Source organism: Pseudomonas plecoglossicida NBRC 103162 = DSM 15088 (assembly GCF_000730665.1).
GTDB lineage: Bacteria > Pseudomonadota > Gammaproteobacteria > Pseudomonadales > Pseudomonadaceae > Aquipseudomonas > Aquipseudomonas plecoglossicida.
Map to the genome: position 1 here is coordinate 48,508 of NZ_BBIV01000009.1, position 13,113 is coordinate 61,620.

Genomic DNA, 13,113 nt, shown 5'->3' on the forward strand with positions numbered 1-13,113 from the left:
CGATCCTGATCGGCCCATCGCTGAATTTTCTGCTCTCTTTGCGCTCAGTCCCGGCCAGGGATTTTCCTGACCGTTTTCAACTTTGTCCAAGGAGACAGAAAAATGTCCAACCGTCAATCCGGTGTTGTTAAGTGGTTCAACGATGAGAAAGGCTACGGCTTCATCACTCCTCAGTCGGGCGATGACCTGTTCGTGCACTTCAAAGCCATCCAAGCTGACGGCTTCAAGACCCTGAAAGAAGGCCAGGCTGTTACTTTCGTCGCTACCCGCGGCCAGAAAGGCATGCAGGCTGAAGAAGTTCAAATCGCCTAAGTCGATTTAGCTTCCTAGCTTTCAAAAAAACCCGCCTTCTGGCGGGTTTTTTTATGCCTGGGATTTTTCCTCAGAGCAATGGTTTCCCTGTGGGAGCCGGCTTGCCGGCTCCCACAGGGATCACGCAGGCTTTTCAGCTCAATCCTCGCTGATGGTGATGCTCGGCATCGCCGGCGCTGCCGCTTCCTGCAACACGATGCGCGCGCCCACCTGACGGGCCAGCTCCTGGTAGACCATGGCGATCTGGCTTTCCGGCTCGGCGATCGCCGTCGGCTTGCCGCTGTCGGCCTGCTCACGGATCAGCATCGACAACGGCAACGAGGCCAGCAGCTCGACGCCGTACTGCGCCGCCAGCTTCTCGCCGCCGCCTTCGCCGAACAGGTGCTCGGCGTGGCCACAGTTCGAGCAGATGTGCACCGCCATGTTCTCCACCACGCCCAGCACGGGAATGTTGACCTTGCGGAACATCTCCACGCCTTTCTTGGCATCGAGCAGGGCCAGGTCCTGTGGCGTGGTGACGATCACCGAGCCGGCCACCGGGACTTTCTGCGCCAGGGTGAGCTGGATATCACCGGTGCCCGGCGGCATGTCGATCACCAGGTAGTCGAGGTCGTCCCAGGCGGTCTGGGTCACCAGCTGCAACAACGCGCCGGAGACCATCGGGCCACGCCAGACCATGGGCGTGTTGTCGTCGGTCAGGAAGGCCATGGACATGACTTCCACGCCATGCGCCTTGATCGGTACGAACCACTTCTGCTCGCGGATCTGCGGGCGGGTACCCTCGGCGATACCGAACATCACGCCCTGGCTGGGCCCATAGATGTCGGCATCGAGAATGCCGACCCGGGCGCCTTCACGCGCCAGTGCCAGCGCCAGGTTGGCGGCGGTGGTCGACTTGCCGACCCCGCCCTTGCCCGAGGCCACGGCGACGATGTTCTTGACGTTGGCCATGGCCGGCACCTGGGCCTGGGCCTTGTGCGCGGCCACCACGCATTCGATCGAGACCTGCGCCGAAGCGACGCCATCGAGGTTCTCGATCGCCGTCTGCAGCACCTGGGCCCAGCCGTTCTTGAACAGGCCGGCGGCATAACCCAGCTGCAACTGCACAGCGACCTGTGCGCCCAGGATATCGATGGCGCGCACGCAGCCGGCGCTCACCGGGTCCAGGTTCAGGTAGGGGTCGGTGTACTGGCGAAGCACGCCTTCGACGGCGGCACGGGTGACGGCACTCATGGACACTCCCATTGGCAAACTGAGTACGAAACAGACGCCTATCCTAACCCGTCAATCGTCAGCAGATGCGTGCGCGGGGTGAAATATATTCGCGAGCCCTTTATAGTGGCCGATCACCCTCAATTTACCCGAGCCGAATAAGTAGCCGAGCCACTATGTCCGAGCCACGTCAGATTCTCGTTACCAGCGCCCTGCCCTACGCCAATGGATCCATCCACCTTGGCCATATGCTCGAGTACATCCAGACGGACATGTGGGTTCGCTTCCAGAAGCTACGTGGCAATCAGTGCATCTATGTCTGCGCCGACGACGCCCACGGTTCGGCCATCATGCTGCGCGCCGAGAAGGAAGGCATCACTCCGGAGCAACTGATCGCCAACGTGCAAGCCGAGCACAGCAGCGACTTCGCCGATTTTCTGGTGGACTTCGACAACTTCCACTCCACCCACAGCGAAGAGAACCGTGAGCTGTCGAGCCTGATCTATTCGCGCCTGCGCGAAGCCGGGCACATCGCCACCCGTTCGGTGACCCAGTACTTCGACCCGGAAAAGGGCATGTTCCTGGCCGACCGTTTCATCAAGGGCACCTGCCCCAAATGCGCGGCCGAAGACCAGTACGGCGACAACTGCGAGAAATGCGGTGCCACCTACGCCCCGACCGAGCTGAAGAACCCGAAGTCGGCGATTTCCGGCGCCACCCCGGTGCTGCGCGACTCCCAGCACTTCTTCTTCAAGCTGCCGGACTTCCAGGCCATGCTCCAGCAGTGGACCCGCAGCGGCACGCTGCAGGACGCCGTGGCCAACAAGCTCGCCGAGTGGCTGGATTCCGGCCTGCAGGAATGGGACATTTCCCGTGACGCGCCGTACTTCGGCTTCGAGATCCCGGGTGAACCCGGCAAGTACTTCTATGTCTGGCTGGATGCGCCGATCGGCTACATGGCCAGCTTCAGGAACCTCTGTGCGCGGCGCCCGGAGCTGGACTTCGACGCCTTCTGGAACGAAGGCTCGAAGGCCGAGTTGTACCACTTCATCGGCAAGGACATCGTCAACTTCCATGCCCTGTTCTGGCCAGCAATGCTCGAAGGCTCCGGTTTCCGCAAGCCGACCGCAGTCAACGTGCACGGCTACCTGACCGTCAACGGCGCCAAGATGTCCAAGTCGCGCGGCACCTTCATCAAGGCCCGCACCTACCTGGATCACCTGGACCCGGAATACCTGCGCTACTACTACGCCGCCAAGCTTGGCCGTGGCGTCGACGACCTCGACCTGAACCTCGAGGACTTCGTGCAGAAGGTCAACTCGGACCTGGTCGGCAAGGTCGTGAACATCGCCAGCCGCTGCGCCGGCTTCATCCACAAGGGCAATGAAGGCGTCATGGTTGCCGGCGATGCCGCTCCGGAACTGACCGAAGCCTTCCTCGCTGCAGCCCCGTCCATTGCCGAGGCCTATGAGGCCCGCGACTTTGGCCGTGCCATGCGCGAAATCATGGCCCTGGCCGACCGCGCCAACGCCTGGATCGCCGACAAGGCGCCCTGGTCGCTGGCCAAGCAGGAAGGCAAGCAGGACGAAGTGCAGGCCATCTGCGCCCATGGCATCAACCTGTTCCGCCAGCTGGTGATTTTCCTCAAGCCGGTACTGCCGGTGCTGGCCGCCGACGCCGAGGCCTTCCTCAATGTCGCGCCACTGACCTGGAACGACCACCAGTCGCGCCTGGAAAACCACACACTCAACCCGTTCAAGGCGCTGATGAGCCGAATCGAACCGGCCAAGGTCGAGGCCATGGTCGCTGCCAGCAAGGAAGACCTGCTGGCAGCCGAAGCCAAGGCCCCGGCTGGCAACGGCGAACTGGCCAAGGACCCGCTGTTGGCGGAAATCGAGTTCGACACCTTCGCTGCCGTCGACCTGCGCGTGGCGCTGATCGTCAAGGCTGAAGCGGTGCCTGGCGCCGACAAGCTGCTGCAACTGACCCTGGACATCGGCGACGAGCGACGCAACGTGTTCTCGGGCATCAAGTCGGCCTATCCGGACCCGTCCAAGCTCGAGGGCCGCCTGACCATGATGGTGGCCAACCTCAAGCCACGCAAAATGCGCTTCGGAGTGTCCGAGGGCATGGTCATGGCCGCAGGCCCTGGCGGCCAAGAGATCTACCTGCTGAGCCCCGACAGCGGCGCCAAGCCCGGCCAGCGCATCAAGTAATACCCTCTTGCCCCGGCCATTGCGCCGGGGCTTTCGTATCTGCTCCAGCATGACCGGACATGCAGGCCATTCACGGCTATCGTCAGGTAATGAACGATCAAGTCCTGATCCTGGTCAGCGCTGCGCTGGTCAGCCATCTGTACCTGCAGCAACGCCCACTGACACGCCTGCATGTGCATGTGTGCGGCCTGGCGTGCGCACTGGTGATCGCCCTTGCACTGGCTGGCGCACAGGTACTGGAGTTGGTATTCATTGCACCTTGGCATCTTCAGGACCTGCGCCTGTTCCTGCTGCTGCCGTGGCTAGGCGTGCTGGCTTGGGGCGTACCGCAAGCACTGGCCAGGCTGCGCCCGCAATGGCCCGCCACAGGGCTCGCGCTGCCATTGCTGGGCAACGCCGTGGCGCTCGGGCTGTCGCTGCAAGGGGTCGCTGAACAACGCCACTGGCTGGCGACGCTGGGCAGCGGCGTACTGGCCGGGCTCGGCTTCTGGCTGGCCCTGGCACTGTTCGACGACTTGCTGCAACGCAGCGAGCTTGCCGATATACCGCTGTCGCTGCGCGGACTTCCCATTACCTTGCTGGGAGCCGGCGTGATGGCCATCGCGTTTTCCGGCTTCAACGGATTGTTCTCACAATGAACCCGATCGATCGCGATGCCACCTTGTTGTGCCACGACCATGGCATTGCCTGACCCACGCCTGCGAAATGCCATGGGGCTGCTCCTGCTGGCCTGTATCCCGGGGCTGCTGGCATCATTCTGGCTGCACGGTTGGGGACTGTTGTTCAGCCTGCTGCTGTGCGCCAGCAGTGCACTCTGCTGCGAGGCCGTGCTGCTGACGCTGCGCGGTCAACCTGTAGCTGCCACGCTGAACGATGGCAGCGCCTTGGTCACCGCGCTGTTGCTGGCCGTCGCCCTGCCCACCCAAGCGCCCTGGTGGCTGCCGATGACTGCAGCAGTCATTGCCATCGGCCTTGGCAAGCAAGCGTTCGGCGGGGTCGGCCGCAACCTGTTCAACCCGGCAATGCTGGGCTACGCCTTCGTGCTGCTGAGTTTCCCGCTGCAGATGAACCATTGGCCAGGTCCACCACCAGGGTTCGTCGACAGCCTGCACCTGGTGTTTGGCGGGGGTGAGCAGATCGACGCCTGGGCACGGCCAACCGTGCTCGATGGCCTGCGTCATAACCGCAGCCTGACCATCGACGAACTGTTTGCCAGCCACCCAGGCTTCGGCAGCGTGGGCGGCCGTGGCGTCGAGTGGGTCAACCTGGCGTTCCTGCTCGGCGGCTTGTTCCTGCTGCAGCGCAGGGTGTACGGCTGGCATGCCCCGGCAGGCTTGCTGTGCGGGCTGGCGCTGTTCAGCCTGCTGGCATGGAATGGCTCCGGCTCGGACTCGAACGGCTCGCCCTTGCTGCACCTGTTCTCCGGCTCGACCATGCTGGCGGCATTTTTCATCGCCACCGAGCCGATATCCGGCCCGAAGGCTGCCATGGCCAGGCTGCTGTTCGGATTTGGCGCGGGCATGCTCATCTATCTGATCCGCACCTGGGGCAGTTATCCGGATGGCACGGCGTTCGCCATCCTGCTGATGAACCTCCTGGCCCCCGCCCTCGATCGACTTGCGGTATCACGCCAGCAGGCCACGTCATGACCTCGCGCATTGGCCCTGTCGCCTTGTTGCTGGTGGTAGCCGGGCTGTCCGTTACGGCGACACTGGCATGGCGGCAGTGGACTCGCGCCGCAGTCGTCGAGGCCGAGCAACGGTTGCAAGCGCACCAGTTCCTCGCTGTCCTGCCTGCGCAGCGTTATGACAACCAACCGCTCGCTACACCACTGCAACTGACTGCAGAGCAACCCACGCACAGCCGGATAACGGCCGCCTATCGCGCCACCTTGGCGACGATACCGACGGCCGTCGTATTGGTAAGCCAGGTCCAGGGCTATGCCGGGCCAATCCATCTGGTCATTGCCATCAATCCAGATGGACGGCTGATTGGTACGCAGGTGATCGAACAACGAGAAAGCCCAGGTCTTGGAGCGCGCATCAGCGATCCGCAGCTCAACTGGCTGGGGCAATTCGCCAACCATCGCCTGGAGGACCGCTGGGCCCTCAAGCGCGATCAGGGCGACTTCGACCAACTGGCCGGAGCGACGGTCACTTCGCGTGCCGTGATAACCGCACAACAGGAAGCACTGGTCTATTTCGACCAGCATCGCTCCTTGTGGCTTGGGAGCGCTGCGCATGAATAGACACGGCTTGCTGGTGGCCGGGCTCGCGCCATTGCTTGGCGCGACCCAAGACCTTTCCCAAGCCACTACGCTGGGCCTGGGGATGCTGGCGCTGAGCGTCCTTCACCAAGCACTGCTCAGCCCCCTTCGCAGCAGGCTGAGCGGCGCGACGTACTGGCTGGCAAGCCTGTTGCTGCTGGCTGCCCTGGTCAGCTGCCTGCAGCTGGCGCTGCGCGCCTGGGCACTGCCTGTGGCCTTGTCGCTCGGCTACTTCCCCGCCTTGATCTGCCTGCAATGCCTGGTGGCAGACCAGCTGTTGCCTGAGCATGGCCGCTGGCGCCAGCTGCTGGTGAACCTGGCCGGCCTGCTCCTGCTCTATTTGCTGCTCGGCGCCGGTCGTCAATGGCTGGACTTTGGCTTGGGCGTGCACACCGCCGGCTTGGGTTGCGGTGCACTGCTACTGCTCGGCGCACTGTTGGCCTTGTACAATCGCCTGCGTCCGGGGCACGCCCCCTCTCGTCGTCAAGGAACCCGTTGAGCCCATGAATGCCGCCAAACGCCTGGAGATCTTTCGCAGGCTGCACGAAGACAACCCCGACCCCAGGACGGAGCTGGCTTACACCACCCCCTTCGAGTTGCTGGTCGCCGTCACGCTTTCGGCACAATCCACCGACGTTGGCGTCAACAAGGCCACCGCCCGCCTGTTTCCAGTCGCCAATACGCCGCAAGCCATCTTTGAGCTGGGCGTCGAAGGCCTGAGCGAATACATCAAGACGATCGGGCTCTACAACAGCAAGGCCAAGAATGTCATCGAAGCCTGCCGCTTGCTGATCGAACGTCATGGCGGCGAAGTGCCGCAAACCCGTGAAGCACTCGAGGCACTTCCAGGTGTTGGGCGCAAGACGGCCAATGTTGTCCTCAACACGGCCTTCCGCCAGCCGACCATGGCCGTGGATACGCACATTTTCAGGGTCAGCAATCGCACAGGGATCGCGCCAGGCAAGACCGTACTCGAGGTCGAGAAGAAACTGTTGAAGTTCGTGCCCAAGGATTACCTGCTCGATGCGCACCATTGGCTCATCCTGCATGGGCGGTATGTGTGCCAGGCGCGTAAGCCGCGCTGCGGTAGCTGCCGGATCGAAGACCTGTGCGAGTACAAGCACAAGACTTCCGACGATTGATTCGATAGCGAACGGGCATGGGTTGCGATTGAAAAAATCTTTTTTACCGAACTCCGCTTTCTGGTTATAAGGACGGCTAACGGCCCTTTGGCTTGGAGCGACCCGTGAGTACCGATAAAGACGACCTGCCTATCGAAGATGACTTTGCCACCGCTGAAGACGAAGCAGAACCGCAGGTGGAAACCGCAAAGACCAACCTGAGCAAGCGTCGTACCATTGACAACCTCCTGGAAGAACGCCGCCTGCAGCGGCAACTTGCCGATTTCGACTACGACCTGTAGCCCTGCGCAAAGCCTCCATGCGGAGGCTTTGCGCATTCAGGCTTCACGTCAGGCCATGCCGACGGGCCAGTTCGATCAGATCCACCAGCGAATGCGCGTTGAGTTTCAGTAGCAAGCGGGTCTTGTAGGTACTGACCGTCTTGTTGCTGAGGAACATGCTCTCGGCGATTTCCTTGTTCGACCTGCCCCGCGCCAATTGCTGCAATACCATCATTTCCCTTGCCGACAAGCGATCGACCATCTCCATTTCGCTGCCCGCCCCCACTCGGCCACGAGACTTGTGCAAGGCCTGGTTGGGAAAATAGCTATAGCCAGACAACACGGCCTTGATGGCACTGAGCAGTTCGGTAAGTTCCTGTTGTTTGCACACATAGCCGCAAGCACCTGCCTGCATGCAGCGCATGGAGAAATGCCCCGGCGCCTGCGAAGTCAACACCAGCACTCGGCTCCCAGGGCTGGCGGAAGATAAACGGGCGATCACCTCCAGCCCGTCGAGTTTGGGAATGCCGATATCCAGTACCACGATATCGGGGAGGTATTCCCGCGTAAGCTGCAAGGCTGCTACTCCGTTGTCGGTTTCCGCGACCACATCGTAGCCATGCCGCTCCATCAGCATGCGCACTGCCAGGCGTATGACCGGATGGTCATCCACGATTAGGACTTTATTCATGCGATATCCATTCATTCATTATTTTGCTTTGGCGACGGCCCCACGATAACCGAGCCGCACGCTCGAAGGCGTGTCAAATCCCAAAGCAAATACATGAATAGATGAACCTTACGTCGCTTTCAGAATATTCCTACAAACAAGAATTTAAACCCACTCAGCAAATAGAAGGCCGGCATGGCAAGCCAATGCCTTTCCCAATAGCGTCATTCATTACCGACAAAGGGCAGCGGGATCATTTTCATGGCCCGGAATAAATCCACTATTCCGTTTCAAGGCATGCCCGGGCTATAGATAGAGAAAACCGCAGGAGGCGGCCAACATGACAACGCAACCCGCAGCTCCGCTGACCATCATTGCGATCTTCGCTGGAATCATCGAGTCCTCTGCGCTGGCAACGCTACCCTTCCTGAGCGACGAAAGTCAGACCTTGTACACATGGTTTCTTGTGGGGTTTCCGTTCTTTCTGACGGCGCTGTTTTTTCTGACACTTAACTTCAACTACAAATCGCTCTACAAGCCCGAAGAGATAAAAGACGTCAATGAAGCCACCCGCGCGACGGCAAGTAATTTCAAGCCAACCTCCACGGCCAAGGCAGAACCCATCACTGTCATGCTTTCCGGTCCAGATGTGCAAAAGATGATTACCCAGCAGTTACTTCACGTCATGGAAAACCCTCATGAGTCGGGCCAAGCCTGGTTGTTCTGCAACCTGGAGAATCAGCAATGCTTTCGCTTGTCGATAGGCGATCTTGCGGACAACGCTCAGGAACTGAGCGCAAAAAAAAACCCGACCTGAAGTCGGGTTTTTTAGCCAGCCACTCGACTCATCGTCAGAGCAAGGCACGGCCCTTGTTGGCTGCAATGCGCATGCGCAGTGCATTGAGCTTGATGAAGCCCGCAGCGTCAGCCTGGTTGTAGGCGCCGCCATCTTCCTCGAAGGTCGCGATGTTGGCGTCGAACAGCGAGTCGTCCGACTTGCGGCCGACCACGGTAACGTTGCCCTTGTACAGCTTCAGCCGCACGACACCGTTCACATTGACCTGCGAAGCGTCGATCATCTGCTGCAGCATCAGGCGCTCCGGGCTCCACCAGTAGCCGGTGTAGATCAGGCTGGCGTACTTCGGCATCAGCTCATCCTTGAGGTGAGCGACTTCGCGGTCCAGGGTGATCGACTCGATGGCACGGTGAGCCCTGAGCATGATGGTGCCACCAGGGGTTTCGTAGCAGCCACGCGACTTCATGCCGACGTAACGGTTCTCGACGATGTCGAGGCGACCGATACCGTTGGCACCGCCGATGCGGTTCAGGTCGGCCAGCACGGTGGCCGGGGACTTCTCGACACCGTCGATGGCCACGATGTCACCGTTGCGGTAGGTGAGCTCGATGTAGGTCGCCTGGTCCGGGGCATTCTCCGGCGAGACGCTCCAGCGCCACATGTCTTCTTCGTGCTCGGTCCAGGTATCTTCCAGGACACCGCCTTCATAGGAGATGTGCAGCAGGTTGGCGTCCATCGAGTACGGCGACTTCTTCTTGCCATGGCGCTCGATCGGGATGCCGTGCTTCTCGGCGTAGTCCATCAGCTTCTCGCGGGACAGCAGGTCCCACTCGCGCCATGGAGCGATGACCTTGACGCCTGGCTTCAGCGCGTAGGCGCCCAGCTCGAAACGAACCTGGTCGTTACCCTTGCCGGTGGCGCCGTGGGAAATGGCGTCGGCGCCGGTTTCGTTGGCGATCTCGATCAGGCGCTTGGCGATCAGCGGACGGGCGATGGAAGTACCCAGCAGGTACTCGCCTTCGTAGACGGTGTTGGCGCGGAACATCGGGAAGACGAAATCACGCACGAATTCTTCGCGCAGATCGTCGATGTAGATCTCTTTGACGCCCATAGCCTGGGCTTTGGCGCGAGCCGGCTCGACTTCTTCGCCCTGCCCCAGGTCAGCGGTGAAGGTCACCACTTCGCAGTTGTAGGTATCCTGCAGCCACTTGAGAATCACCGAAGTATCAAGGCCGCCGGAATACGCCAGTACGACCTTTTTTACGTCCGCCATGCCATCACTCCACGGGGTTGTACGGAAAAGGCCCGATTCTACCGACGTTGCGGAAAAATTTACAGTGGGGCGACAGCTTCTGACGACAAAGCGACAGGAATTGTCGAGGGCGCGACGTCCTGTCGCACTCAGGACGCCTTGGCCCCCGGTGCAGCCGAGGGATTGCCCGGCGCCGTCGTCGCGGGGGCTGTGGCCGGTGCTGCAGTGGGCTGCGGAACGGTCTGCTGGGCCGGCTGAACTGCAGGCTTCTCGACCGGGGTGACGCGGTCCAGTTCGATATTCACGCGTCGGTTGCGCGCACGGTTGGCCGCACTGTTGTTTTTCGCCAACGGATACCGTTCGCCATGGAAGCGCACGAGGATCTGATCTTGCGCAATGCCGTGGGCAACCAGGTAATCGGCCACCGCCAGTGCGCGACGGCGCGACATGTCGCGGTTGGTCAGGCGATTGCCGATGTTGTCCGAGTGGCCGTTGAGTTCGATGTGATTCACCGTCGGATCGGCCTTGAGGTAGTCGACGATCAGATCCAGGCGCGCCCGCGCCGCGGCGTCCAGTTCGGTACCTGCGCCCGGAAAGCCGATTTGGGTCTGGCGCACCTGGTCATAGTTCATCGCCAGCATCTTGCCGGCACACACCTGGTAGTCGCTGTAGGCCTTGGCAAAACTCACCGGCAGCACCCGTACTTCCATTGCCCGACCAGCCTCGCCGGCAAAACTGCGCACCACCGTGCTGCGCCCGTCGAGCAAACCATTGATCAGGCGGCTGGCCTGGCCCTGGGAAGAAGTGAACAACACGCCATTGCGGGCCATGCGCACGGCGCCGAGATTGATATCCCCTCGCCCGGGTTGCCACGGCGCCGCTGCCGCCAGCAAGGTGGCCGAGCCGACGCCGAGTACATTGCTGTCCGAACGCAGCTGGAATACAGGTTGCTCACCCGCCCGACGCACGAACTCGCCAGTGCCGAAGCCGTCGATCGGCTGGATCAGGCGACATTCGAACTGGTCACCCTCGACCTTCCAGGCGATGTTCTCCATGCGTGTCTGGAAAGTCAGTGCACCGGCCGGGAGGCTGGCGAACAGGGTCAACAGGGCTAGGTAACGCTGGCGCACAGGCGGCTCCACTCTTTCTGACGGCTTACCTGGAGGCTATCGGACACGCAGCGGAAAACTTGATAGCCGTGCTCCAGCCAGGGTTTTCCGGTAGCATTGACGCCTGAGTTCGACCCGCCTGGAATCCCCAATGTCCGATCGCCTGACCCTCCTGCGTCCCGACGACTGGCACATCCATCTGCGCGATGGTGCCGTCCTGCCTCATACCGTTGGCGATGTGGCGCGTACTTTCGCCCGTGCCATCATCATGCCCAACCTGGTTCCGCCGGTGCGCAATGCCGTCGAAGCTGGCGCCTACCGCGAGCGCATCCTCGCCGCCCGCCCGGCCGGCAGCCGCTTCGAACCGCTGATGGTGCTGTACCTCACCGACCGCACCAGCCCCGAGGACATCCGCGCGGCCAAGGCCAGCGGCATCGTGTACGCCGCCAAGTTGTACCCGGCCGGCGCCACTACCAACTCCGATTCGGGCGTGACCAGCATCGACAACATCTTCCCGGCCATCGAGGCACTGGCCGAGACCGGCCTGCCCTTGCTGGTGCATGGCGAAGTGACACGCAGCGAGATCGACGTGTTCGACCGCGAAAAGCGTTTCATCGACGAGCACATGCGTCGCCTGGTCGAACGCTTCCCGACGCTGAAAGTGGTGTTCGAGCACATCACCACGGCCGATGCCGCGCAGTTCGTCACCGAGGCACCGGCCAATGTCGGCGCGACCATCACCGCCCAGCACCTGCTGTACAACCGCAACCACATGCTGGTCGGCGGCATCCGCCCACACTTCTATTGCCTGCCGATCCTCAAGCGCAACACCCACCAGGTGGCGCTGCTGGATGCGGCCACCAGCGGTAACCCGAAGTTCTTCCTTGGGACCGACTCGGCGCCCCACGCCCGTCACGCCAAGGAAGCCGCCTGCGGCTGTGCCGGCTGCTACACCGCCTATGCGGCCATCGAGATGTACGCCGAAGCGTTCGAGCAGCGCAATGCGCTGGACAAGCTGGAAGGCTTCGCCAGCCTGCACGGCCCTGCTTTCTACGGCCTGCCGGCGAACACCGACACCATTACCCTGGTTCGCGAGGAATGGACCGCGCCGGACAGCCTGCCATTTGGCGAGCAGACGGTAGTCCCATTGCGCGCCGGTGAAAAACTGCGCTGGCGTCTGCTGGAGGGCAACGCGTGAGCGAAGACCTCTACGAAGACGACCAGGACGGCCAGAGCGGCGGCGGTTCGCGCCACCCGATGGCCGAGCGCTTCCGTGGCTACCTGCCCGTGGTGGTGGATGTCGAGACGGGCGGCTTCAACAGCGCCACCGACGCACTGCTGGAAATCGCCGCCGTGACCATCGGCATGGACGAGAAAGGCTTCCTGTTCCCCGAGCACACGTATTTCTATCGCGTAGAGCCGTTCGAGGGCGCCAACATCGAGCCCGCGGCCCTGGAATTCACCGGTATCAAGCTGGACCACCCGCTGCGCATGGCAGTGAGCGAGGAAAGCGCGCTTACCGACATCTTCCGTGGTGTGCGCAAGGCGCTGAAGGCCAACGGCTGCAAGCGGGCGATCCTGGTCGGTCACAACAGCAGCTTCGACCTGGGCTTCCTCAATGCCGCGGTGGCGCGCAACGACCTCAAGCGCAACCCGTTCCACCCGTTCTCCAGCTTCGACACCGCCACCCTGGCCGGGCTCGCTTATGGCCAGACCGTGCTGGCACGCGCCTGCCAGAGCGCCGACATCGACTTCGACGGACGCGAGGCGCACTCGGCGCGTTATGACACCGAGAAGACTGCCGAACTGTTCTGCGGCATCGTCAATCGCTGGAAGGAAATGGGCGGCTGGCGCGACTTCAACGACTGAGTCGAGGGC

Annotated in this window: 15 protein-coding genes; 11 read left to right on the plus strand and 4 right to left on the minus strand. The window is 61.8% G+C overall.

Annotated features, from left to right (window positions below; genetic code table 11):
• Positions 1–102 precede the first annotated feature (102 nt).
• Positions 103–312 carry a cold-shock protein gene (locus tag PPL01S_RS06600; protein ID WP_003254922.1) on the plus strand — a complete coding sequence of 70 codons (210 nt, stop codon included), beginning with the start codon at positions 103–105 and terminating at the stop codon, positions 310–312.
• Positions 313–450: 138 nt separating this feature from the next.
• Here the strand turns inward: PPL01S_RS06600 and apbC are convergent, their stop codons facing one another.
• Complete coding sequence (gene apbC / locus PPL01S_RS06605; protein ID WP_028625445.1) at positions 451–1,545, minus strand: iron-sulfur cluster carrier protein ApbC; 1,095 nt, start codon at positions 1,543–1,545, stop codon at positions 451–453.
• 155 nt (positions 1,546–1,700) lie between these two features.
• Here apbC and metG point away from each other — a divergent pair, with 155 nt between their 5' ends.
• The 7 genes from metG (at position 1,701) to PPL01S_RS25390 (ending at position 7,429) form a co-directional block, all read left to right on the plus strand.
• Positions 1,701–3,740, plus strand: a complete 2,040-nt coding sequence (gene metG / locus PPL01S_RS06610) for a methionine--tRNA ligase (protein WP_028625446.1) — start codon at positions 1,701–1,703, stop codon at positions 3,738–3,740.
• An 89-nt stretch (positions 3,741–3,829) separates the two neighbouring features.
• On the plus strand, positions 3,830–4,378 hold the full coding sequence (locus PPL01S_RS06615) for an Rnf-Nqr domain containing protein (protein ID WP_028625447.1): 549 nt from the start codon (positions 3,830–3,832) through the stop codon (positions 4,376–4,378).
• Positions 4,379–4,417: 39 nt separating this feature from the next.
• Positions 4,418–5,389, plus strand: coding sequence for an RnfABCDGE type electron transport complex subunit D (locus PPL01S_RS06620; protein WP_028625448.1), 972 nt, complete (start codon positions 4,418–4,420; stop codon positions 5,387–5,389).
• The gene (locus tag PPL01S_RS06625) at positions 5,386–5,988 is read left to right on the plus strand and encodes an RnfABCDGE type electron transport complex subunit G (protein ID WP_016395696.1); all 603 of its coding nucleotides are present in this window, start codon (positions 5,386–5,388) and stop codon (positions 5,986–5,988) included. The genes PPL01S_RS06620 and PPL01S_RS06625 overlap by 4 nt, the downstream gene beginning before the upstream one ends.
• Positions 5,981–6,505, plus strand: a complete 525-nt coding sequence (locus tag PPL01S_RS06630) for an Rnf-Nqr domain containing protein (RefSeq protein WP_028625449.1) — start codon at positions 5,981–5,983, stop codon at positions 6,503–6,505. Before PPL01S_RS06625 ends, PPL01S_RS06630 begins: the two co-directional genes overlap by 8 nt.
• A 4-nt stretch (positions 6,506–6,509) precedes the next feature.
• Positions 6,510–7,148 carry an endonuclease III gene (nth, locus tag PPL01S_RS06635; RefSeq protein ID WP_016395694.1) on the plus strand — a complete coding sequence of 213 codons (639 nt, stop codon included), beginning with the start codon at positions 6,510–6,512 and terminating at the stop codon, positions 7,146–7,148.
• 104 nt (positions 7,149–7,252) lie between these two features.
• Entirely contained in the window at positions 7,253–7,429 is a 177-nt protein-coding gene (locus tag PPL01S_RS25390; protein ID WP_016395693.1) for a PA3496 family putative envelope integrity protein, read from the plus strand.
• A 43-nt stretch (positions 7,430–7,472) separates the two neighbouring features.
• On the opposite strand, the gene PPL01S_RS06645 is transcribed toward PPL01S_RS25390, so the two are convergent.
• On the minus strand, positions 7,473–8,099 hold the full coding sequence (locus tag PPL01S_RS06645) for a response regulator transcription factor (protein WP_016395692.1): 627 nt from the start codon (positions 8,097–8,099) through the stop codon (positions 7,473–7,475).
• 319 nt (positions 8,100–8,418) lie between these two features.
• Here PPL01S_RS06645 and PPL01S_RS06650 point away from each other — a divergent pair, with 319 nt between their 5' ends.
• Entirely contained in the window at positions 8,419–8,895 is a 477-nt protein-coding gene (locus tag PPL01S_RS06650) for a hypothetical protein (protein WP_016395691.1), read from the plus strand.
• 34 nt (positions 8,896–8,929) lie between these two features.
• On the opposite strand, the gene PPL01S_RS06655 is transcribed toward PPL01S_RS06650, so the two are convergent.
• Positions 8,930–10,147: an argininosuccinate synthase gene (locus tag PPL01S_RS06655; RefSeq protein ID WP_016395690.1), complete on the minus strand. Its 1,218-nt coding sequence runs from the start codon at positions 10,145–10,147 to the stop codon at positions 8,930–8,932.
• Between the two features lie 128 nt (positions 10,148–10,275).
• Positions 10,276–11,256 carry a flagellar protein MotY gene (locus tag PPL01S_RS06660; RefSeq protein ID WP_016395689.1) on the minus strand — a complete coding sequence of 327 codons (981 nt, stop codon included), beginning with the start codon at positions 11,254–11,256 and terminating at the stop codon, positions 10,276–10,278.
• A gap of 130 nt (positions 11,257–11,386) precedes the next feature.
• Between PPL01S_RS06660 and pyrC the strand changes: the two genes are divergently transcribed.
• Both pyrC and rnt read left to right on the plus strand, forming a co-directional pair.
• Positions 11,387–12,433 (plus strand): dihydroorotase, encoded by a 1,047-nt coding sequence (gene pyrC / locus PPL01S_RS06665; protein ID WP_016395688.1) that lies wholly within the window; start codon positions 11,387–11,389, stop codon positions 12,431–12,433.
• 59 nt (positions 12,434–12,492) lie between these two features.
• Positions 12,493–13,104 (plus strand): ribonuclease T, encoded by a 612-nt coding sequence (gene rnt, locus PPL01S_RS06670; RefSeq protein WP_373271134.1) that lies wholly within the window; start codon positions 12,493–12,495, stop codon positions 13,102–13,104.
• Positions 13,105–13,113: the final 9 nt, after the last annotated feature.

Bases quoted from the DNA above. Each gene is read 5' to 3' on its own strand.
- PPL01S_RS06645 (WP_016395692.1), bottom strand. From the start codon at position 8,099: ATGAATAAAGTCCTAATCGTGGATGACCATCCGGTCATACGCCTGGCA.
- PPL01S_RS06615 (WP_028625447.1), top strand. From the start codon at position 3,830: ATGAACGATCAAGTCCTGATCCTGGTCAGCGCTGCGCTGGTCAGCCAT.
- apbC (WP_028625445.1), bottom strand. From the start codon at position 1,545: ATGAGTGCCGTCACCCGTGCCGCCGTCGAAGGCGTGCTTCGCCAGTAC.
- rnt (WP_373271134.1), top strand. From the start codon at position 12,493: ATGGCCGAGCGCTTCCGTGGCTACCTGCCCGTGGTGGTGGATGTCGAG.
- PPL01S_RS06620 (WP_028625448.1), top strand. From the start codon at position 4,418: ATGGCATTGCCTGACCCACGCCTGCGAAATGCCATGGGGCTGCTCCTG.
- PPL01S_RS06600 (WP_003254922.1), top strand. From the start codon at position 103: ATGTCCAACCGTCAATCCGGTGTTGTTAAGTGGTTCAACGATGAGAAA.
- PPL01S_RS06625 (WP_016395696.1), top strand. From the start codon at position 5,386: ATGACCTCGCGCATTGGCCCTGTCGCCTTGTTGCTGGTGGTAGCCGGG.
- PPL01S_RS06655 (WP_016395690.1), bottom strand. From the start codon at position 10,147: ATGGCGGACGTAAAAAAGGTCGTACTGGCGTATTCCGGCGGCCTTGAT.
- PPL01S_RS06630 (WP_028625449.1), top strand. From the start codon at position 5,981: ATGAATAGACACGGCTTGCTGGTGGCCGGGCTCGCGCCATTGCTTGGC.
- pyrC (WP_016395688.1), top strand. From the start codon at position 11,387: ATGTCCGATCGCCTGACCCTCCTGCGTCCCGACGACTGGCACATCCAT.
- nth (WP_016395694.1), top strand. From the start codon at position 6,510: ATGAATGCCGCCAAACGCCTGGAGATCTTTCGCAGGCTGCACGAAGAC.
- PPL01S_RS06650 (WP_016395691.1), top strand. From the start codon at position 8,419: ATGACAACGCAACCCGCAGCTCCGCTGACCATCATTGCGATCTTCGCT.
- metG (WP_028625446.1), top strand. From the start codon at position 1,701: ATGTCCGAGCCACGTCAGATTCTCGTTACCAGCGCCCTGCCCTACGCC.